Origin of the sequence: Streptomyces sp. NPDC058955 (assembly GCF_042741435.1) — a bacterium.
Taxonomy (GTDB): domain Bacteria; phylum Actinomycetota; class Actinomycetes; order Streptomycetales; family Streptomycetaceae; genus Streptomyces.
Map to the genome: position 1 here is coordinate 13,882 of NZ_JBHYKM010000047.1, position 20,238 is coordinate 34,119.

The window sequence follows — 20,238 nt, forward strand, 5'->3', positions numbered from 1 at the left end:
CACAGCTCTCCCCCTCTCGCTCACTCGTGCTCCATCCCCCACCCTCTCTCTCTGGCGCGCCCCCCCCCCCCAACAACCCCCGCGGCGGGGGCCGGGCCCCGGGTGGTTCCCGGAACCCCGGGCGGGTGCGGCCGGACCGGATCCGGCGGCCGCTCAGACCAGGGCGCGGCCGAGAAGGTACACGGCGGGCGCGGCCGCCGTCAGCGGCAGGGCCACGCCGGCGGTCATGTGCACGAAGCGGGACGGGTAGTCGTAGCTGGCCGTCCGCAGGCCGACGAGGGCGCAGACGCCGGTGGCGAGGCCGAGCAGCGCCCCGGCGGCACCCATGCCGGTCAGGGCGCCGGCGGCGATGCCCGCGCCGGCGGCGGCGAGCAGCGAGACGACGAGCGAGACGGGGCCGGGCAGCGGCAGCGCGCGGGCGAGGACGGTCGCGGCGACGGCGACGGATCCGGCCACCACCGCGTCGGGCTCGGCGCCGAGGTGTCCGGCGGCGAGGACGGTGAGCGCGGCCGAGGCGACGGTGGCCATGAGGCCGTACATCCGCTCGTCGGGGTCGGCGTGGCTGCGCAGCTGGAGGACCAGGCTGAGCAGGACCCAGACGCCGAGGGTGCCGAGGATCGCGGGGGCCGCGTGCTCGCGGCCGGCGGCGAGCAGGGCGGCGTCGGCGACGAGCCCGCCGAGGAAGGCGAGCGCGATGCCCTGCCGGGCGGGCCACATGCCGTTGAGCCGGAACCAGCCGGCGGCGGTGAGTCCCTGGAGCGCGACCAGCGGCAGCAGGAGCCCGTACGTGCCGAGCGCGGCGCCGCCGGCGAGCAGCAGCCCGAGGGCGGCCGTCAGGGCGGCCGGCCGCATCCCGGGCTCGATGATCGGCGACCGGCCCTCGGCACGCGCGCGCTGGGCGTCGGTGATCCGGGTGTTCCCGGAGGTGGTCGGCGAGGAGTAGGCGGGGCCGTCCTGGGCCTCGACGGGCGCCGGGGCGGGGACGGGCGCGGGCGCGGGCTCCGGAGCGGCGGCGTACGCCGGGGACGGGGCGTACGGCTGCGGCTGCGGCTGCGGCTGCGCGTACGACTCCGGGGCGTACGCCTGCTGCGCGTACGCCTCCTGGGGATACGCCTCCTGGGCGTACGCCTGCTGGGGGTACGGCTCCTGCGGGTACGCGTACGGCTGCGGGGCCTGCGCCTGCTGGGCGGCGGCGGCCTGGTACCCGTACGCGTCCTCCGGGCGGACCGCCGGCTGGTACGTGGTGTCCCAGGTCTGGCCCTCCCAGGTCTGGGTGACCGAGGGGTCGTACGCGTTCGGGTCGTACGGCTGCCCGCCGTACTGCTGCTCGTTGCTCATGCTGTGGGGTTCACCCTCCTGCGAACGGGGGGAGCACCTCGACCGTGCCGCCCTCGGCAAGCCGTACCGTCTCATGGCCGCGGGTCCCGACCGGGTCGCCGTCGACGAGGAACGAGCACCGCTGGAGGACCCGGACCAGCTCGCCCGGGTGGTTCGCGCGGGCCGCGTCCAGGGCCTCGGCGAGGGTCTCGGCGGTGTACGGCTCCTCGGCGACCCCCGCGGCGGCCTTGGCCGCGGCCCAGTAGCGGATGGTTCCCGCTGCCATAGCGGCGCTCCCTTCGTTCGTGTGCGCGCCGCTCACCATGATGGGCTATCGGCGGACGAGCCAGGCGCCGAGCCGGTCGAGCAGCTCCTCGCCGGCGGCGTTCTCCGCGTGACCCATGCCGGGCTCCACCCACAGCTCCGCGTCCCCGGCGGCGGCCAGGGTGCGCGGGTGGTCGAGGGGGAAGTAGGCGTCGCGGTCGCCGTGGACGACGAGCAGCGGGGTCGGCGCGATCCGCGCGGCCGCCTCCACCGGCGAGAGCGGCACGGGGTCCCAGGCGCGGCGGTCGATGCGGACGCGGAGCCCGTACCGGCCGACGAGCCGGCCTGCCGGGCGGGTGACCACCCAGTGGAGGCGGCGCATCGGGGCCGTCCCCCGGTAGTACCAGCGGGCGGGGGCGGAGACGGCGGCGACCGCGTCGGGCGCGGCGTCGGTGCCGCGGTCCAGGGCGGCCTGGCGCAGGACGACGGAGCCGCCCATGGAGAAGCCGACGGTCGCCACGCGCGCGTGGCCCTGTTCGCGGGCCCAGCGGACGGCGGCGGCGAGGTCCAGCACCTCGCGGTCGCCGACGGTGGAGAGGCCGCCGGAGCCGCCGTGGCCGCGGAAGGAGAAGGTGACGACGGCCGCCGCGTGCCGGCCGAGGATGCCGGCGGCGCGGCGGACCGCGGGCCGGTCGAGGGAACCGGTGAAGCCGTGCGCGACGACGACGGCCGTGTCGGCGACACTGGCCGGGAAGGGTTCGTGGAGCGCCTCGATGCGGACGCCGTCTTCCGTCCGCAGCATTGCGCGGCGAGGTCCGGAAGTGAGCGAGGAAACATCCATCATGTGAAATCGGCCCTCTGCCTCGGAACTCATGTGGGCTATTCTCCTAGGCAGAGGATCCGGGCGACGTCGCCACCGGGTCCTTTTGCGTTTTCCGGCCGTTGTTACGGACGGATGAACAAAAGCTCTCGGGGCGCGGGAGCAGCACGTGAGACCGCAGTACCGCAGACGTCCTCGCAGGGACCGAGGAGGAACCGAGTCATGGACGAGCGTACGAAGCACGACCGACCGACGAAGCCGTTGCCGTTGCCGTTGCCGATGCCGACGATCTGGACGGGTGGAGTGTCGCGATGAGTTCTCTGCTGCTCCTGACCAACGCCCTCCAGCCGTCGACCGAGGTGCTTCCGGCGCTCGGTCTGCTGCTGCACAGCGTGCGGGTGGCCCCCGCCGAAGGCCCCGCGCTGGTGGACACCCCGGGCGCGGACGTGATCCTCGTCGACGGGCGGCGCGATCTGCCGCAGGTCCGCTCGCTGTGCCAGCTGCTGCGCTCCACCGGCCCCGGCTGTCCGCTGGTGCTGGTGGTCACGGAGGGCGGTCTGGCGGCCGTCACCGCGGACTGGGGCATCGACGACGTCCTGCTCGACACGGCGGGTCCCGCCGAGGTCGAGGCGCGGCTGCGGCTCGCCCTGGGCCGGCAGCAGATCGTCGCGGACGACTCCCCGATGGAGATCCGCAACGGCGACCTGTCGGTGGACGAGGCCACGTACAGCGCCAAGCTGAAGGGCCGGGTCCTGGACCTGACCTTCAAGGAGTTCGAGCTGCTGAAGTACCTGGCGCAGCACCCGGGCCGGGTCTTCACCCGGGCGCAGCTGCTCCAGGAGGTGTGGGGGTACGACTACTTCGGCGGCACCCGGACGGTCGACGTCCACGTGCGGCGGCTGCGCGCGAAGCTCGGCCCGGAGCACGAGTCGCTGATCGGGACCGTCCGCAACGTGGGATACCGCTTCGTCACGCCGGAGAAGGTGGAGCGGGCCGCCGAGGAGGCCCGGGCGAAGGAGGCCGGCGAAACGGGCGGGACGAAGCGGGAGGAAGCGGGGCAGGACGCCCGGGAGGAGGCCCGTACGGGCGCCGGAGTCAAGGGCGCCACGGCCGACACCACCCGTTAGGGGGACGGTAACGTGGCGTATGACACAGGGCGACCTGCCGGTAGGTAGGTCACCCCGCGTAGACTTCCGCGCGTGGCCAAGGTGACGCGGGATGACGTAGCGCGACTGGCGGGTACTTCGACCGCGGTCGTGAGTTACGTCATCAACAACGGACCCCGGCCGGTCGCCCCGGCCACGCGCGAGCGTGTCCTCGCCGCCATCAAGGAGCTGGGCTACCGGCCCGACCGGGTGGCCCAGGCGATGGCGTCCCGCCGCACGGATCTCATAGGCATGATCGTCCCGGACGCGCGCCAGCCCTTCTTCGCGGAGATGGCGCACGCGGTCGAGCAGGCCGCCGCGGAGCGCGGGAAGATGGTCCTCGTCGGCAACTCCGACTACCGGACCGAGCGCGAGATCCACTATCTGCGGGCCTTCCTCGGCATGCGGGTCTCCGGTCTGATCCTGGTCAGCCAGGGCATGAGCGAGCAGGCCGCCAGCGAGATCGAGGCGTGGGACGCGCGCGTGGTGCTGCTGCACGAGCGGCCCGAGGCGATCGACGACGTGGCCGTCGTGACCGACGACATCGGCGGCGCCCAGCTCGCCACCCGGCACCTCCTGGAGCACGGCCACCCGTACGTGGCCTGCCTCGGCGGCGTGCCCAACACCCCCGCCGTCGGCGACCCGGTCGCCGACCACGTCGAGGGCTGGCGGCGCGCCATGCTGGAGGCCGGCCGGTCGGTCGAGGGCCGGCTCTTCGAGGCCCCGTACAACCGGTACGACGCCTACCAGGTGGCCCTGAAGCTCCTCGCGGGCCCGGACAGGCCGCCGGCGATCTTCTGCTCCACCGACGACCAGGCGTTCGGCGTGCTGCGGGCCGCCCGCGAGCTGCGCATCGACGTGCCGACCGAGCTGGCGGTGGCGGGCTTCGACGACGTGAAGGAGGCGGCGCTCACCGATCCGCCGCTGACCACCGTCTTCTCCGACCGGCCGGCGATGGCCCGGGCCGCCGTGGACCTGGTCCTCGACGACTCGGTCCGCGTCTCGGGCTCCCGCCGGGAGCGCGTGAAGCAGTTCCCGTCGGCCCTGGTGGTCCGCCGGTCCTGCGGCTGCCACTGACCGACGCCCCCGCCGCTCCCTCCGCCGAAGCCCCGCCGCTCCGGGCATCCACACCCCGCTGCTCTTTATTTCGGGCATACAGGGTTCTGTCGGGCTTCTCAGCCGGTCCTCAGACCGTTCTCATCTGCCGGTCCGAGAGTCGGAGCCATGACGGACCACCAGCAGCCCCAGCAGCCGTACCACCCGCCGCGCCCGCCGTACGAGCCCACGCGGCCGTTCACCACCGAGCCGGGCACCACCGTGTGGCCGTCCGGATCCGGCGGCGGGTACACCCCTCCCCCGGCCGCGCCGCCGTCCGCGGCCGCCGGCCCGGCACCCGCCGCCGCCCCCCTCTCCCGCCGGCGCGCCAAGCGCGGGGTCGGCCTGATGGCGGCCGTGGCCATCGCCGCCGCGGCGATCGGCGGCGGCACCGCGACCCTCGTCCAGCAGCTGACCGCGGACGCGCCCGTCACCGCCGCGGCCTCCTCCGCGGTGACCGGCACCAACGTCTCCGCGAGCAGCACCGGCACGGTCGCCGGGGTCGCCGAGGCCGTCTCCCCCTCGATCGTGGAGATCTCCGCGCGCTCCGCCTCCGGCGCCTCCACCGGCTCCGGCGTGATCATCACCGGCGACGGCGAGATCGTCACCAACAACCACGTGATCTCCGGCGCCTCCGAGATCACCGTGCGGACCAGCGACGGCAAGACCTACCGGGCCGAGGTCGTCGGCAAGGACCCCGACAAGGACCTCGCCCTCATCAAGCTGGCGGACGCCTCCGGGCTGCGGGCCGCCACCCTCGGCGACTCGTCGAAGGTGAAGGTCGGCGACCAGGTCGTCGCCATCGGCTCCCCCGAGGGCCTCACCGGCACCGTCACCAGCGGCATCGTCTCCGCGCTCGACCGGGACGTCACGGTCGCGAAGGACGAGGACACCGACTCCCCCGACACGCAGCAGCAGTGGGACCCGCGGCAGGGCTGGCCGTTCGAGTTCGGCGGACAGCAGTTCAACGGCGACACCGGCAGCTCCAAGACCACGTACAAGGCGATCCAGACCGACGCCTCGCTCAACCCGGGGAATTCCGGCGGCGCGCTGATCAATATGAACGGCGAGATCATCGGGATCAATTCGGCCATGTATTCGCCCAGTTCTTCGGGCGGTTCCACGGCCGGCAGCGTGGGCCTCGGATTCGCCATCCCGGTGGACACCCTCAAGGCCGACCTCGACGCCCTCCGGTCGGGCGGCCGGAGCTGAACGCATGGGACGCTGACCCCATGAGCAGCGGGCAGCCGAACGCAACCGAACGCATCCTCATCGTCGACGACGAACCCGCCGTGCGGGAGGCCCTGCGGCGCTCCCTCGCCTTCGAGGGGTACGCGACCCGGGAGGCCGTCGACGGGGTCGACGCGCTCGCCGCCATGGAGTCGTACGCCCCCGACCTCGTCGTCCTCGACGTGCAGATGCCCCGCATGGACGGGCTCACGGCGGCCCGCCGGATCCGGGCCGCCGGATCGACCGTGCCCATCCTCATGCTGACCGCCCGCGACACGGTCGGCGACCGGGTCACCGGCCTCGACGCGGGCGCCGACGACTACCTGGTGAAGCCCTTCGAGCTCGACGAGCTCTTCGCCCGCATCCGCGCCCTGCTGCGCCGCAGCTCGTACGCCGTCCCGTCGGCCTCGGCCGCCGACCCGGGCGACGTGCTCGCCTTCGAGGACCTGCGGATGGACCTGGCGACCCGCGAGGTCACCCGCGCCGGGCGGCCCGTCGAGCTGACCCGCACCGAGTTCACGCTCCTGGAGATGTTCCTGGCGCACCCCCGGCAGGTCCTCACCCGCGAACAGATCCTCAAGGCCGTGTGGGGCTTCGACTTCGAGCCGAGCTCGAACTCCCTGGACGTGTACGTGATGTACCTGCGGCGCAAGACCGAGGCCGGCGGAGAGCCGCGCCTGGTCCACACCGTGCGCGGGGTCGGATACGTGCTGCGCGGCGGAGGCGGCACCGAATGACCCGGCCCCGCACCCCCCTGGCGTGGTTCCGCTCCCGGCCGCTGCGCTCCCGCCTCGCCCTGCTGACCGCCTTCGCGGTGGCCGTCGCGGTCGCCGCCGTCTCGGCGGCCTGCTGGTTCGTGACCCGGGCGCAGCTGGAGAGCGAGATGGACACGGCGCTGCGCACGACCCGGATCGACGCGGGGGCGGCACGGAGCCTGCTCGACACGTGCCTGCAGGACAAGGAGCTGCCGCCGGTCGCCGGCTTCACCATCCAGATCATCGACGCGGGCGACGGCGTCTGCACCTCCGGCACGGCCATCCCGGTCGGCGAGGCCGACCGCGCGGTGGCCCGGGGCACGCTCGCGTACGCCCTGCACACGGTGAAGGACGTCGACGGGCACGAGATGCGCGTCTACACCTACCCGCAGCAGCTGGGTCCCGCCCGCTTCGCCATCTCCGTCGCCCGCCCGCTGGCCGAGATCGACAACTCCCTCTCCACCCTGGGCTGGGTGCTGCTCCTCGTATCCGGCATCGGGGTGGTCGGCGCGGGCGCGGCCGGCCTGTGGGTGGCGAGGACCGGCCTGGAGCCGGTGCACCGGCTGACCGGGGCGGTGGAGCACGTGGCCGCGACGGAGGACCTGACGGTGCGGATCCCGGCCGAGGGCGACGACGAGATCGCGCGCCTGTCGCGGGCCTTCAACCAGATGACGGCGGCGCTGGCGACCTCGCGGGACCGGCAGGCGCGGCTGATCGCGGACGCGGGGCACGAGCTGCGCACCCCGCTGACCTCCCTGCGCACCAACATCGAGCTGCTCGCCCGCAGCGAGGAGACCGGCCGGGCGATCCCGGCGGAGGACCGGCGGGCGCTGATGGCCTCGGTGAAGGCGCAGATGACGGAACTGGCGGCGCTGATCGGCGACCTCCAGGAGCTGGCCCGGCCGGACGCGGTCCGCCCGGGTCCGCTGGAGGTCGTCGCGCTCCACAACGTGCTGCGCTCGGCGCTCGACCGGGCGCGGCTGCGCGGCCCGGAGCTGACCTTCGCCACCGATCTGGCGCCCTGGTACGTCCGGGCCGAACCCGCCGCGCTGGAGCGGGCGCTGGTCAACGTCCTGGACAACGCGGTGAAGTTCTCGCCGCCGCGCGGCACGGTCGAGGTGACGCTGATGCGGGGCGAGCTGACGGTCCGCGACCACGGCCCGGGCATCGCGCCGGACGAACTCCCGCACGTCTTCGACCGCTTCTGGCGCTCCCCGTCGGCCCGCAGCCTCCCCGGCTCCGGTCTTGGCCTGTCGATCGTGGCCCGCACGATGAGGCAGACGGGCGGCTCGGTGGCCCTCTCCCCGGCGGACGGCGGCGGCACCCGCGCGACCCTCACCTTCCCGGGCGCCCCGACGCCGCCGCCGGAGGCGACGGTCTGACGGCGGGTCCTACTGGCCCACGCGGCCGTCGACCCGTTCGCGGAGGAGGTCCGCGTGCCCGCAGTGGCGGGCGTATTCGGTGATCTGCATGGTGAGGAGTTCGCGGAGCCGGCCGCCGTCGGGGAGGGGGGCGCCGAGGTCCGGCGCGGCGGCGACGAAGCGGTCGGTGGCCTCCGCCTCCTCCTTCCAGCGGCGGCGGGCCTCCTCGACGACGGCCGGGTCGGGCACGGCGCCGGTCCAGTCGGCCTCGCGGTCGTCCGGGGTGCGGTAGATCCGGGGGGCGTCCTCGCCGGCGAGGCGGCGGAAGTGGCGTTCGTCCTCGGCCATGTGCCGGATCAGGCCGAGCAGGGACATGGTGGAGGGCGGCACGGACCGCCGGGCGAGCTGCTCGGCGTCCAGGCCCTCGCACTTCAGCTCCAGGGTGAGCCGGAAGTGCCGCAGGGCGTCGAGGAGCGCGCCCCGCTCGTCGGTCACCACCGGGCCTCCGCCCGCGCGCGGGTCGTCGTCGGGGTCGGCCCACATGTCGGTGTGGACGGTGGAGGTGGTCCACCGCTGCACGTCCGTGTCGCCGGTCCCGCCGGTCCCGCCGGTCTCTCTCGTGTCCATGCGGGCATGGTCGTACGGGAGCGGCGGCGGGGCCAGCGAATTGCCCGCCGTCAGTTGTGCCGGAGCAGGGCCTCCACCAGGCCGGCGCGGGTGGCGGGGAAGTCCAGCGGCACGATGCCGAGGCCGGTGCGGCCGGCCGCCCAGGAGCCGTCGAGCCAGCTGTGGACGCGCGGGTTGAGGTTGTCGGAGTTCCAGCGGGGCGGCAGCCCGGCGGAGGTGCTGACGAAGTTGACGTACAGCGGTCCGGGCCGTTCGACGGCGGCGCGGAAGTGGGCCTCGATCTTGGGGTACTTGGCGTCCGGCAGCGCGTTCCAGTCGTCCTGGACGGCGAAGTACCGGGAGTCCGCCCAGCGCAGGCCGGGCAGTCCGCCGTTGTCGGCGAGCAGCACGACCCGGCCGCGGGCCTCGCCGAGGAGCGGCAGCCCGTCGCCGATCCGGAAGAGGGGGCGCCAGCCGCGCCGGTCGAGGTAGTCGTCGAAGACGGCCCGGAAGGTGGCGTCGGACTCCTCGGAGTACTCCTGCTTGACCCGCATCAGCACGGTCTCGGAGGGGTGCGCGGCGAGGAAGTCCCGGCAGGCGACGAGCACGTCGCCGAACATCATGTTCTGGTAGGCGGCGCCGTGGTGGATGGCGAAGGAGCCGCCGGTGACCCGGCAGCGCACGTCGAGGAAGCGCACCCCGCTGTCGAGCTGCTGCGCGATGGTGGTGTTCTGGCACTGGGCCCAGGGGCCGCCGAAGCGCGCCCCGGAGTCGTGCGTGCCGGGGATGGTGAGCCGCGCGAGCGCGGTGCCGTCCCCGTGCGCCGCCATCCACGCGCGCGTGTCCACGGCCGCGGCCCGGGCCGCGGGGGCGCCGGCGAGCAGGACGGCTCCGGCCCCGAGGGCCCCGGTGAGAAAGCGTCGTCGCTCCATGGGCCGGATGATGACAGGTCCGCGTCAATCTCCGCCAGGGCGCGTGCGCCCCCGGAAAAGGAAGGGGGCCACCTCCCGTCGCACTCTCGGGAGGCGGCCCCTTCACTTCACGTGCCGCGCGGGACTACTGGACGACCGTGATCCGGTTCGCCGCCGGGACCTGCAGCGGGGCCGCGGCCGAGGAGTGGGCCGCGAGGTAGGCGTTGAAGACGTCGAGGTCCGACGCGCCGACCAGCTTGTTCGTACCGGTGGCCAGCGCCGCGAAGCCGTCGCCGCCGCCCGCGAGGAACTCGTTCATCGCGACGCGGTAGGTCTTCGCCGGGTCGATCGGCTCGCCGTTCAGCTTGATGCTGGACGCGACGACGCGGTCCGCGCCCGTCTTCGTCATGTCGAGCGTGTAGGTCAGGCCCTTCGAGACCTGGAGGATCTTGATCGCGTTCAGGTTCGAGCCGCTGACCTGCTGCTTCAGCGCGGTGATGAGGTTCGCGCCGGACAGGTCGACCACGTTCATCATGTTGGTGAACGGCTGGACCGTGAAGGACTCGCCGTAGGTCACCACGCCGTCGCCCTCGGAGCCGGACTGCTTGTAGACCAGGTCCGAGCGGATGCCGCCCGGGTTCATCAGCGCGATCTGGGCGCCGCCCTTGTCCGCCGGGGCCAGGCCCTCCAGCTGCGCGTCGGCGATCAGGTCGCCGAGCGGCTTCTCGTACGCCGTGGAGCCGCGGCCGTTGATGTCGGCGGCGATGAAGCCCTGCGGGCGGTTCGCGATCGGGGCCGCGAGCGCCTTCCAGTCGGCGATCAGCTGCGTCATGTCGCCGGCCTTCGGCACGTCACGGGAGACGACGTGGTTGGCCGAGTCGACCGCGGTGCGGACGATGTCCTTGGTGCGGCGGTCGTAGGTGAGCGTGGTGTCCGTGTAGAGCTTGCCGAACGAGGACGCCGAGGTGACCAGGCGCGGCTTGCCCGCCGGGTCCGGGATGGTGCACACGTACGCCTGGTGCGTGTGACCGGTGATCATCGCGTCGACCTGCGGCGAGACGTTCTTCGCGATGTCGACGATGGCGCCGGAGACGCCCTCGCCGTCGCCGTCCCCGTCACCGTCGCAGTTGTAGTTGAAGGAGCCCGAGGCCGGCATGCCGCCCTCGTGGACCAGGGCGACGATGGACTTGACGCCCTTGCGCTCCAGGATCTTGGCGTACTTGTTGATCGTCTCGACCTCGTCGCCGAACTTGAGGCCCTTGACGCCCTCGGCCGTGACGACGTTCGGGGTGCCCTCCAGGGTCACGCCGACGAAGCCGATCTTGACGCCGTCCTTCTCCCAGACGAAGTACGGGTCGAGGATCGGCTTGCCGGTCTTCTCGTCCGTCACGTTCGCCGCGAGGTACGGGAACTCCGCGCCGCCGAACGGCTCGAAGCCCTCCTCGGTGCCGAAGCAGCCGGCCGTCGGGTGACAGCCGCCGTTCTGCATGCGGGCCAGCTCGGCCGCGCCCTCGTCGAACTCGTGGTTGCCCACCGAGCTGACGTCGAGGTCCAGGCCGTTGAGCGCGTGGATCACCGGCTCGTCGTGGAAGAGACCGGCCACGAGCGGCGAGGCGCCGATCATGTCACCGGCCGCGGCCGTGATGGAGTAACGATTCCCCTCACGGGCCTGGCGCAGGTGCGTCGCCAGGTACTCGACACCGCCCGCGTCGATCTTCTCGGTGGTGCCGTCCTCCTTGGTCCGGGTGACCTGGCCGGAGGAACCGGCCGGCGGCTCCAGGTTGCCGTGCAGGTCGTTGAAGGACAGCAGCTGGACGTCGACCATCCGGCCCCAGCCCTTGCCGTTCGTCCCGCCCGCGGCGGCCTCGGCCGCGTCCTGCGAGGCACCCGCCGGCATCGCGGCGACGAGCGCCCCGACCGTCGCCAGCCCCGCGCCGGCGGCCAGAATCCGCCGCCTGGTCTTGCTCTTCCTGCCGTTCACTGCCATCTCTCCCGTGATCCCCTTTTCCCCTTGCCCCGATTCGCGGCTTTGATCGTTCCCCCGTCCTGCGGACGCAGCCTAGAGTCAACGCGCGTAGCGCAACAGGGGGTAGCTGGTTACAAGACAGTTGCCTCCGGCTGACGGAGTGTTCGCCGTAGGCTCGGAGCCATGACTTCCTCCGACGCGGCGCCCGCCCTCGAACCGGGACGGCAGATCCAGACGTACGACGAGCTCACCCCCGAGCAGGTCCAGGAGGTCATGGACCTGCTCGCGGCCGCGGACCGCGCCGACGGCGTGCACGCCGTGTCCGAACAGGGCCGCCTCTACCTCCGCCACGGCCGCCGCGAGGGAGTGCGCCACTTCCTCCTCACCGTCGGTTCCCACCTCCACGGCTACGCCCAGCTGGAGGAGACCGACCCGGTCGAGGCGCCCGCCGCCGAGCTCGTCATCCACCCCGACCAGCGCGGCCGCGGCCACGGCCGCGCCCTCGGCACCGCCCTCCTCGGCGCCTCCGGCAAGCGGCTGCGGGTCTGGGCGCACGGCGGCAAGCCCTCCGCCCGCCACCTCGCCCAGGTCCTCGGCCTCACCCTCTTCCGTGAACTGCGCCAGCTGCGCCGCCCGCTGGCCCCCCTGGACATCCCCGAGCCGGTGCTCCCCGAGGGCGTCACGATCCGCACCTTCGTCCCCGGCCAGGACGACGCGGCCTGGCTCGCGGTCAACGCCGCCGCCTTCGCCCACCACCCGGAGCAGGGCTCGCTCACCCAGCGCGACCTGGACGACCGGATCGCGGAGCCGTGGTTCGACCCGAAGGGCTTCTTCCTCGCCGAGCGGAACGGCGAGCTGGTCGGCTTCCACTGGACGAAGGTCCACGCCGAGGAGCGCCTCGGCGAGGTGTACGTGGTCGGGATCCTGCCGGAGGCCCAGGGCGGCGGCCTCGGCAAGGCGCTCACGGCGACGGGCCTGCGGCACCTGGCGGCGGAGGGGCTGCCGACGGCGATGCTCTACGTCGACGCCGACAACACGGCGGCGGTGCGGGTCTACGAGGGGCTGGGCTTCCGGACCCACGAGGTGGACCTGATGTACCGATCGGAGTCCTGAACCGACAGCCGGCAGGGGGCGGTTGACACCGCCCCCTTTCTTGATCCACCCTTTCACTACTTGATTAGTGAAAGGGTGGTGGAAGGGCGTGGTGGAGTACCGCATCGACCGGCGCAGCGGCGTCGCCACCTACCTCCAGATCGTCCAGCAGACGAAACAGGCCCTCCGGATGGGCCTCCTGGAGCCGGGCGACCGACTGCCCACCGCACGCGAGGTCGTCGAGGCGACGGCCATCAACCCGAACACGGTCCTCAAGGCGTACCGCGAACTCGAACGCGAAGGCCTCGTCGAGGCCCGCCGCGGCCTCGGCACCTTCGTCCGCGCCACGCTCGGCACCACCTCCCCCGCCGACTCCCCCCTCCGGGGCGAGCTCGACGCCTGGGCCCGCCGGGCCCGCGCCGCGGGACTGGACCGCGAGGACATGGCGGCGCTCTTCACCGCCGTACTGACACAGCACTTCGAGGGGGACGAGGACAAGTGACCAGCAACACGGTCCTGGGAGCGGAGCTCCTGGGCAAGAAGTACGGGGGACGGAGGGGCGGTTGGGCCCTCCGGGAGTGCGACTTCGCCCTCCCCGCCGGCCGCGTCTGCGCGCTCGTCGGCCCCAACGGCGCCGGCAAGTCCACCCTCCTCGCCCTCGCCGCCGGCCTGCTCCGCCCCACCGAGGGCACCCTCACGGCACCCGCCCGCGAGGACCTGGCCTACGTCGCCCAGGCCAAGCCGCTGCACCCCCGGCTCACCGTCGCCGACACCCTCCGCATGGGCCGCGAGCTCAACCCCGGACGCTGGGACGACGCCGCCGCGCTCCGGGTCGTCGAGGGCGGCGGCTTCTCCTCCGACACCCTCGTCCACCACCTGTCCGGCGGCCAGCGCACCCGCGTCGCCCTCGCGCTCGCCCTCGGCAAGCGCGCGGAACTCCTCCTCCTGGACGAGCCGATGGCCGACCTCGACCCGCTCGCCCGCCACCAGCTCATGGGCCTGCTGATGTCCGACGCCGCCGAGCGCGGCACGACGGTCGTCATGTCGTCGCACATCCTCACCGAACTGGAGGGCTCCTGCGACCACCTGCTGCTGCTCTCCGGCGGCCGGATCCGCCTCGACGGCGCCGTCGACGACCTGCTCGCCGCGCACACCCTGCTGCGCGGCCCCGTCGCCGACCTGGCCCCGCACCAGGTGGTCGACGCGCGCACGACGGGCCGTCAGCTCACCGCGCTCGTCCGGCGGGAGGGCCCGGTCGAGGGCCCCTGGGAGACCTCGGAACCGTCCCTGGAGGAACTCCTCCTCGCCCACCTCCGCAACCCCGAAGGAGCCCCCGCATGAGCACCCTCGCCCCCAAGGGCCCCGCCTGGGTGGCCCTCCGCCAGTACCGGCGGACGCTGTGGCTGGCGACCGGAGCGGCCGCCCTGGCCCTCGTCGTGATCGGGGCGCTGCGGCTCTGGGACGCGCTCACCCCGGACACGCTGCTGGCGGACGGCCGAACCTTCCCCGCCAACGACTCCGGCTACTCGCTGCTGCGCGGCGCCATGCACTCCTTCTCCGAGGCCGTCCTCGCCGTCCCGTTCGCCGCCGCGCTCTTCGTCGCGGGCCCGCTGGTGGCGCGCGAGTACGAGTCGGGGACGTACCAGGTCTCCCTCACCCAGTCGGTGAGCCCCACGGCCTGGCTGCGCAGCAAGCTGAGCTTCGCCACCACCACGGCACTCGCCACCGTCGTGCTCCTGACCGGCGCGTACGCGCTCGGCTGGGCCCGGACCGGCAACTCGTACAGCCTCCTGCGCCACGACGCCGGCCCGTACCTGGTCCTCGGCACCGTGCTCGCCGCCTACACGCTGCTCGCCGTCGCCGTCGGCGCGCTCGTCGGGCTGCTGATCCGCCGCACGCTGGTCGCCATGGCCGCCGCCGGCCTCGTCACCGGCGTCGTGATGCTCGTCCTGCACGCCTTCCGCTGGGACTTCCTGACACCGGTCACGATCACCGGGAAGGCGGTAGAGGGCGCCTCGACCGTGATGGTGCCCGACGGCGGGCGGATGATGGACCAGGGCCTGATCATGGCCGACGGACGCCGTGAGCCCGGCTGGTTCTGCGGCGACTCCGATGGCGTCTGCCGCACCGACGAACCCGTCACCGCCCAGTACCTCGACTACCACCCCGTCTCCCACGTCGTCCCCACCCAGCTCATCGAGACCGGCATCCTCCTCGCCCTCGCCGCCCTCGCGGCCCTCGCCGCCTTCCGCGTGCTCCGCGCCCGGCACCCGTAGCGACCCATCACCCGGACGGGTGAAAATGGGGGGCGGGGCCCGTCACAGGCCCCGCCCCCGATTCCCGTACGACATGTCGTCGTTACCGGCCATTCAGACGCGCTTGCGACGCTCACGCAATGAAGCGATCCGTGATCACATCCGGCGGGGGACTCCCCGCCGGAAGACTTCCCAAGGGGAGACTGCCCTCCCCCACGGCCCGCTCCGACGCGCCCGAGGACCCTTTCGCGCGGAAGAATGGGTCCATGAGCCAGCAGCCCGCCGAGGTCCCGGTCCAGACCTCCGCCACCGCGTCCCCGCAGCCGTCCCTGGGTTCCATAGCGGCGCACCGCCCGCATGCCGTGAACGGCGGACCCGCGGGCGATCTCGAACCCGACCTCGACTCCGAGATCGACGCGTACGAGGCCGACGAGGACGCCTCCGCCGAGCTGCCCCAGGGCCGCTTCCTCGACCGCGAGCGCAGCTGGCTCGCCTTCAACGAGCGCGTCCTCGAACTCGCCGAGGACCCGGCCACCCCGCTCCTCGAACGGGCGAACTTCCTCGCGATCTTCGCCTCGAACCTCGACGAGTTCTTCATGGTCCGCGTCGCCGGCCTCAAGCGCCGCATCGCCACCGGCGTCGCCACCCGCTCCGCCTCCGGCCTCCAGCCCCGCGAGGTCCTCGACCTCATCTGGACCCGCTCGCGCGAGCTGATGGCCCGGCACGCCGCCTGCTTCCAGCAGGACGTCTCCCCCGCGCTGGCCGACGAGGGCATCCACCTGATGCGCTGGCCGGACCTCACGGAGAAGGAGCAGGCCCGGCTCTTCACCCTCTTCCGGCAGCAGATCTTCCCCGTCCTCACCCCGCTCGCCGTGGACCCGGCGCACCCCTTCCCGTACATCTCCGGCCTGAGCCTCAACCTGGCCGTGGTCGTACGGAACCCGGTCAGCGGCCACCGCCACTTCGCCCGCGTCAAGGTGCCGCCGCTGCTCTCCCGCTTCCTGGAGGCGTCCCCGCAGCGGTACGTGCCGCTGGAGGACGTCATCGCGGCGCACCTGGAGGAGCTGTTCCCCGGCATGGAGGTGCTGGCGCACCACATGTTCCGGGTGACCAGGAACGAGGACCTGGAGGTCGAGGAGGACGACGCCGAGAACCTGCTCCAGGCGCTGGAGAAGGAGCTCATGCGGCGCCGCTTCGGCCCGCCGGTCCGCCTGGAGGTCGAGGAGTCCATCGACCCGTACGTGCTCGACCTGCTGGTCCGCGAGCTGAAGATCTCCGACGCCGAGGTCTACCCGCTGCCCGGCCCGCTCGACCTGACCGGGCTCTTCGGGATCGCCTCGCAGGACCGGCCCGAGCTCAAGTACCCGAAGTTCGTCGCCGGCACCCACCGTGACCTCGCCGAGGTCGAGTCCGCGTCCGCGCCCGACATCTTCGCGGCGCTGCGCGAGCGGGACGTGCTGCTGCACCACCCGTACGACTCCTTCTCCACCTCCGTGCAGGCGTTCCTGGAGCAGGCGGCGGCCGACCCGGACGTCCTCGCGATCAAGCAGACGCTGTACCGGACCTCCGGCGACTCCCCGATAGTCGACGCCCTCATCGACGCCGCCGAGTCCGGCAAGCAGGTCCTCGTCCTCGTCGAGATCAAGGCCCGCTTCGACGAGCAGGCCAACATCAAGTGGGCGCGGAAGCTGGAGGAGGCCGGCTGCCACGTCGTGTACGGCCTCGTCGGCCTCAAGACCCACTGCAAGCTGTCCCTGGTGGTGCGCCAGGAGGGCGACGTGCTGCGCCGCTACTCGCACGTCGGCACCGGCAACTACCACCCGAAGACGGCCCGGCTCTACGAGGACCTCGGCCTGCTCACCGCCGACCCGCAGGTCGGCGCGGACCTCTCCGACCTCTTCAACCGGCTCTCCGGCTACTCCCGGCGCGAGACCTACCGGCGCCTGCTGACCGCGCCGAAGTCGCTCCGCGACGGCCTGGTCTCCCGGATCACCAAGGAGATCGCCCACCACCGGGCGGGCCGGCCCGCGTACGTGAAGATCAAGGTCAACTCGATGGTCGACGAGGCCGTCATCGACGCCTGCTACCGGGCCTCCCAGGCCGGCGTCCCGGTCGACATCTGGGTCCGCGGCATCTGCGCCGTACGGCCCGGCGTCCCCGGCCTCTCCGAGAACATCCGGGTCCGCTCCGTCCTCGGCCGCTTCCTGGAGCACTCCCGGGTCTTCGCCTTCGGCAACGGCGGCGAGCCCGAGGTCTGGCTCGGCAGCGCCGACATGATGCACCGCAACCTGGACCGGCGCATCGAGGCCCTGGTCCGGGTCTCCGACCCCGCCCACCGGGCGGCCCTCACCCGGCTCCTGGAGACCGGGATGTCCGACACCACCTCCTCCTGGCACCTCGGCCCGGACGGGAACTGGACGCGCCACGCGACCGACCCCGAGGGCAAGCCGCTGCGGCACGTGCAGGAGATGCTCATCGACGCGCGGAGGCGCCGGCGTGCACAACCTTGACCCCACGCAGTCCACACCGTCCACGCAGGACGTGACCGCGGGCGAGGTCCTGGCTCCCTACCTGCACGCCCGGGCCGCGGACTTCCTCCGCGGCCTGCGGCAGCACGGCGAGAGCGGCGCGGACACGTCCGGAGCGGAGGAGGCCGCCGGCACCCTGCGGGCGGCCGCCCGCCGCATCAGCGGCAGCCTGCACACCTACCGGCCGCTGCTCGACCCGGCCTGGGCCGACCAGCTCCGCACCGAGCTGGCCTGGCTCTCCGGCACCCTCGCCCAGGAGCAGGCGTGCACCTCCCGGCTGGTGCGGCTGATGGACGCGCTGAACCGGCTGGCCGGCGGGGGCGGCCCGGTGCCGGCCGCCCGCGGCTCGGAGAGCGCCGGGCTGACCGTCGGCGCCGCCCGGGCCGGCGCCCTCCTGGAGCGGCAGCTCACCCTGGCCAGGACCCGGGCCCACTCGGCCGCCCTGCAGGCCCTCGGCTCCTCCCGCTTCCACGCGCTCGCCGACGCCGTCGCCCTCCTCGCCTCCGAGGTGCCGCTCGGCCCGGCCGGCGCGGCCCCCGCGCCCGAGGTCCTCGACGCCTCCGCCTCGGTCGCCCGCCGCCGCCTCCTCGACGCGGTCGAGGCCCTGCCGCTGACCCGCGCCGCCCACCCGTACAACGCGGAGGCGCTGGCCCTGGCGGCCGGCGAGAACCAGGACGCGCCCTGGCACCACACCCGGCTGCTGCTGCGGCTCCACCGGTACGCGACCGAGGTGACGGCCCTCGGCCGCGAGCCCGACGCCCTCCTGTACGAGGCGGCCCGGGCCCTCGACCGGCACCGCGACGCCGCCGAGGCCGCCGCCGCGGCCGCCGCCGCGGCCCGCACCCCCCGCATCGCCCCCGCCACCGCGTACGCCCTCGGCGTCCTCCACGCCGACCAGCGCCACGAGGTCGAAGCCGCCCGCTTCGCCTTCCAGAACGCCTGGCAGACCGCCGCCGTCCCGGTCCCATGACCCAGGCCGCCCGTCCCGTCCTCGCCGCCGGCTGCGTCCTCTGGCGCCCGGCGGCGGGGGACGGGCGGGCCATCGAGATCGCGCTCGTCCACCGGCCGAAATACGACGACTGGTCGCATCCGAAGGGAAAGCGGAAGCGCGGCGAGAGCGCCGAGGCGTGCGCGGTGCGGGAGGTCCTGGAGGAGACCGGACACCACTGTGAGCTGGGCCCCCGGCTGCCCACCGTCCGGTACACCGTGGACGGCCGCCCCAAGGAGGTCGCCTACTGGGCGGCCCGCGCACTCGGCGGCACCTTCGTACCGGGCCGGGAAGTGGACCGGCTGCGCTGGCTGCCGCCGGCACAGGCCCGCACCCGCCTCACCCAGCCGCGCGACCGCGAGCTGCTCGACGTCCTCCTGGCGACGGCCGCGCCCCCGCGCCGACAGCCGCCCGACGCCCCTTAGGCCGTGTCGTTGGGATCGTCCCGGGCTCGCCCGGGACACCGCGTGCCGCGCCGGGCCCGCGGGACCGGCACCCGGCGCCGGGCCGCACCGTGGCTTACGGCACGGTTCACCTCGCGTTCACTCTCCACGGCTGGCGGCTTCACCTGTTCTGCCTAATTTCGGCCTTACACGGTGCACGGAGCCTGACGATGCACCCACAACCCGACACGCGCCGCCCTCGAAGCGACGGACACCCGGTCCGGTCACGGCGGCTTCTGGAAGGAACACCCGAAAGTGAAGCTTTCGCGCAAGAACGGGCTTCGCGCCTCCGCGATCGGTGCCCTCGTCGTCTCCGGTGCGCTGGTCCTGTCGGCGTGTGGCTCGGACAACAACAACGAGCCCACCAAGGGCGGCGGCGAGAAGACGTCGGCCGCCGCGTCGAACATCAAGTGCGACGGCGCCAAGGGCCAGCTGCTCGCCGCGGGCTCCAGCGCGCAGAAGAACGCGATGGACCTCTGGGTCAAGAACTTCCAGGCGGCCTGTGACGGTGTCGAGGTCAACTACCAGGCCATCGGCTCCGGCGGCGGCATCACCAAGTTCAACCAGGGCCAGGTCGCCTTCGCGGGCTCCGACTCCGCCCTGAAGGACGAGGAGGTCGCCGAGTCGAAGAAGATCTGCAAGGGCGGCACGGGCATCAACCTGCCCATGGTCGGCGGCCCCATCGCCATCGGCTACAAGCTGGAGGGCGTGGACAACCTCGTCCTGGACGCCTCCACCATCGCCAAGATCTTCGACAACAAGATCACCAAGTGGAACGACCCGGCGATCGCCAAGCTGAACCCGGGCGCCAAGCTCCCGGACAGCACCATCCAGGCGTTCCACCGCTCGGACGAGTCCGGCACCACCCAGAACCTGGGCAAGTACCTCTCCACCGCCGCCCCGGCCGACTGGAAGCACGACCCGAAGACCAAGTCGTGGCCCGCCCAGGGTGGCCAGGCCGCCAACGGCTCCTCCGGTGTCGCCACCGCGGTCAAGGACGCCGAGGGCTCCATCGGCTACTTCGAGCTCTCCTACGCGACCGCCAACAAGATCTCCACGGTCAGCGTCAACACCGGTGCCTCCGCCCCGGTCGCCGCGACCACGGAGAACGCCTCCAAGGCCATCGCCGCCGCCAAGGTCAAGGGCACCGGCAGCGACGTGGCCCTCTCCCTCGACTACGCCACCAAGGCCGAGGGCGCCTACCCGCTGGTCCTCGTCACCTACGAGATCGCCTGCGACAAGGGCAACAAGGCCGACACCCTGCCGACCCTGAAGGCGTTCCTCAACTACGCCATCAGCGAGGAGGGCCAGAAGGTCCTCACCGACGCCGACTACGCCCCCATGCCGGCCGAGATCGCGGCCAAGGTCCGCGCGATCGTCCCGACCCTGTCCTGACCCCCGGCCGGGGGCGGCCCCTCACCTCCCGTGGAGGAGGCCGCCCCCGGCATCCGGTGCACCGCCG

General features: G+C 73.2%; 19 protein-coding genes. 13 read left to right on the forward strand and 6 right to left on the reverse strand.

What is annotated here, in order from left to right:
- Positions 1–153: 153 nt before the first annotated feature.
- The 3 genes from ACFW1I_RS19495 to ACFW1I_RS19505 are packed head-to-tail and all read right to left on the reverse strand — an operon-like array spanning position 154 to position 2,455.
- Positions 154–1,338, reverse strand: a complete 1,185-nt coding sequence (locus ACFW1I_RS19495; RefSeq protein ID WP_384671376.1) for a hypothetical protein — start codon at positions 1,336–1,338, stop codon at positions 154–156.
- A 10-nt stretch (positions 1,339–1,348) separates the two neighbouring features.
- Entirely contained in the window at positions 1,349–1,603 is a 255-nt protein-coding gene (locus ACFW1I_RS19500; protein ID WP_031009700.1) for a MoaD/ThiS family protein, read from the reverse strand.
- Positions 1,604–1,648: 45 nt separating this feature from the next.
- Positions 1,649–2,455, reverse strand: a complete 807-nt coding sequence (locus ACFW1I_RS19505) for an alpha/beta hydrolase (protein WP_384671379.1) — start codon at positions 2,453–2,455, stop codon at positions 1,649–1,651.
- Positions 2,456–2,712: 257 nt separating this feature from the next.
- On the opposite strand from ACFW1I_RS19505, the gene ACFW1I_RS19510 reads away from it, so the two are divergent.
- The 5 genes from ACFW1I_RS19510 (at position 2,713) to ACFW1I_RS19530 (ending at position 8,008) form a co-directional block, all read left to right on the forward strand.
- Positions 2,713–3,528 carry a response regulator transcription factor gene (locus tag ACFW1I_RS19510; protein WP_384671381.1) on the forward strand — a complete coding sequence of 272 codons (816 nt, stop codon included), beginning with the start codon at positions 2,713–2,715 and terminating at the stop codon, positions 3,526–3,528.
- 72 nt (positions 3,529–3,600) lie between these two features.
- On the forward strand, positions 3,601–4,623 hold the full coding sequence (locus ACFW1I_RS19515; RefSeq protein WP_384671384.1) for a LacI family DNA-binding transcriptional regulator: 1,023 nt from the start codon (positions 3,601–3,603) through the stop codon (positions 4,621–4,623).
- Between the two features lie 147 nt (positions 4,624–4,770).
- Complete coding sequence (locus ACFW1I_RS19520) at positions 4,771–5,853, forward strand: S1C family serine protease (RefSeq protein WP_384671386.1); 1,083 nt, start codon at positions 4,771–4,773, stop codon at positions 5,851–5,853.
- 20 nt (positions 5,854–5,873) lie between these two features.
- Complete coding sequence (locus tag ACFW1I_RS19525; protein WP_384671389.1) at positions 5,874–6,608, forward strand: response regulator transcription factor; 735 nt, start codon at positions 5,874–5,876, stop codon at positions 6,606–6,608.
- Complete coding sequence (locus tag ACFW1I_RS19530) at positions 6,605–8,008, forward strand: sensor histidine kinase (RefSeq protein WP_384671391.1); 1,404 nt, start codon at positions 6,605–6,607, stop codon at positions 8,006–8,008. Before ACFW1I_RS19525 ends, ACFW1I_RS19530 begins: the two co-directional genes overlap by 4 nt.
- Before the next feature lie 9 nt (positions 8,009–8,017).
- Here ACFW1I_RS19530 and ACFW1I_RS19535 read toward each other — a convergent pair whose 3' ends face one another.
- The 3 genes from ACFW1I_RS19535 to ACFW1I_RS19545 form a co-directional block, all read right to left on the reverse strand.
- A complete protein-coding gene (locus ACFW1I_RS19535) occupies positions 8,018–8,614 on the reverse strand; it encodes a DinB family protein (RefSeq protein ID WP_384671393.1) in 597 nt (198 codons plus the stop codon).
- 50 nt (positions 8,615–8,664) lie between these two features.
- Entirely contained in the window at positions 8,665–9,525 is an 861-nt protein-coding gene (locus ACFW1I_RS19540) for a phosphatidylinositol-specific phospholipase C (RefSeq protein ID WP_384671394.1), read from the reverse strand.
- A gap of 124 nt (positions 9,526–9,649) precedes the next feature.
- Entirely contained in the window at positions 9,650–11,491 is a 1,842-nt protein-coding gene (locus tag ACFW1I_RS19545) for a bifunctional metallophosphatase/5'-nucleotidase (protein WP_384671397.1), read from the reverse strand.
- 162 nt (positions 11,492–11,653) lie between these two features.
- Here ACFW1I_RS19545 and mshD point away from each other — a divergent pair, with 162 nt between their 5' ends.
- The 8 genes from mshD (at position 11,654) to pstS (ending at position 20,171) form a co-directional block, all read left to right on the forward strand.
- Positions 11,654–12,583, forward strand: a complete 930-nt coding sequence (gene mshD / locus ACFW1I_RS19550) for a mycothiol synthase (protein ID WP_384671399.1) — start codon at positions 11,654–11,656, stop codon at positions 12,581–12,583.
- 88 nt (positions 12,584–12,671) lie between these two features.
- Positions 12,672–13,064, forward strand: a complete 393-nt coding sequence (locus ACFW1I_RS19555) for a GntR family transcriptional regulator (RefSeq protein ID WP_384671401.1) — start codon at positions 12,672–12,674, stop codon at positions 13,062–13,064.
- Entirely contained in the window at positions 13,061–13,903 is an 843-nt protein-coding gene (locus tag ACFW1I_RS19560) for an ATP-binding cassette domain-containing protein (RefSeq protein WP_384671403.1), read from the forward strand. Before ACFW1I_RS19555 ends, ACFW1I_RS19560 begins: the two co-directional genes overlap by 4 nt.
- Positions 13,900–14,838, forward strand: coding sequence for an ABC transporter permease (locus ACFW1I_RS19565; RefSeq protein ID WP_384671405.1), 939 nt, complete (start codon positions 13,900–13,902; stop codon positions 14,836–14,838). The genes ACFW1I_RS19560 and ACFW1I_RS19565 overlap by 4 nt, the downstream gene beginning before the upstream one ends.
- 245 nt (positions 14,839–15,083) lie before the next feature.
- Positions 15,084–17,327: an RNA degradosome polyphosphate kinase gene (locus ACFW1I_RS19570; RefSeq protein WP_384671407.1), complete on the forward strand. Its 2,244-nt coding sequence runs from the start codon at positions 15,084–15,086 to the stop codon at positions 17,325–17,327.
- Positions 17,314–18,315, forward strand: a complete 1,002-nt coding sequence (locus tag ACFW1I_RS19575) for a CHAD domain-containing protein (protein WP_384671411.1) — start codon at positions 17,314–17,316, stop codon at positions 18,313–18,315. The genes ACFW1I_RS19570 and ACFW1I_RS19575 overlap by 14 nt, the downstream gene beginning before the upstream one ends.
- Positions 18,312–18,758: an NUDIX hydrolase gene (locus tag ACFW1I_RS19580; RefSeq protein ID WP_384671414.1), complete on the forward strand. Its 447-nt coding sequence runs from the start codon at positions 18,312–18,314 to the stop codon at positions 18,756–18,758. Before ACFW1I_RS19575 ends, ACFW1I_RS19580 begins: the two co-directional genes overlap by 4 nt.
- Positions 18,759–19,031: 273 nt before the next feature.
- Positions 19,032–20,171, forward strand: coding sequence for a phosphate ABC transporter substrate-binding protein PstS (gene pstS / locus ACFW1I_RS19585; RefSeq protein ID WP_384671417.1), 1,140 nt, complete (start codon positions 19,032–19,034; stop codon positions 20,169–20,171).
- Positions 20,172–20,238: the final 67 nt, after the last annotated feature.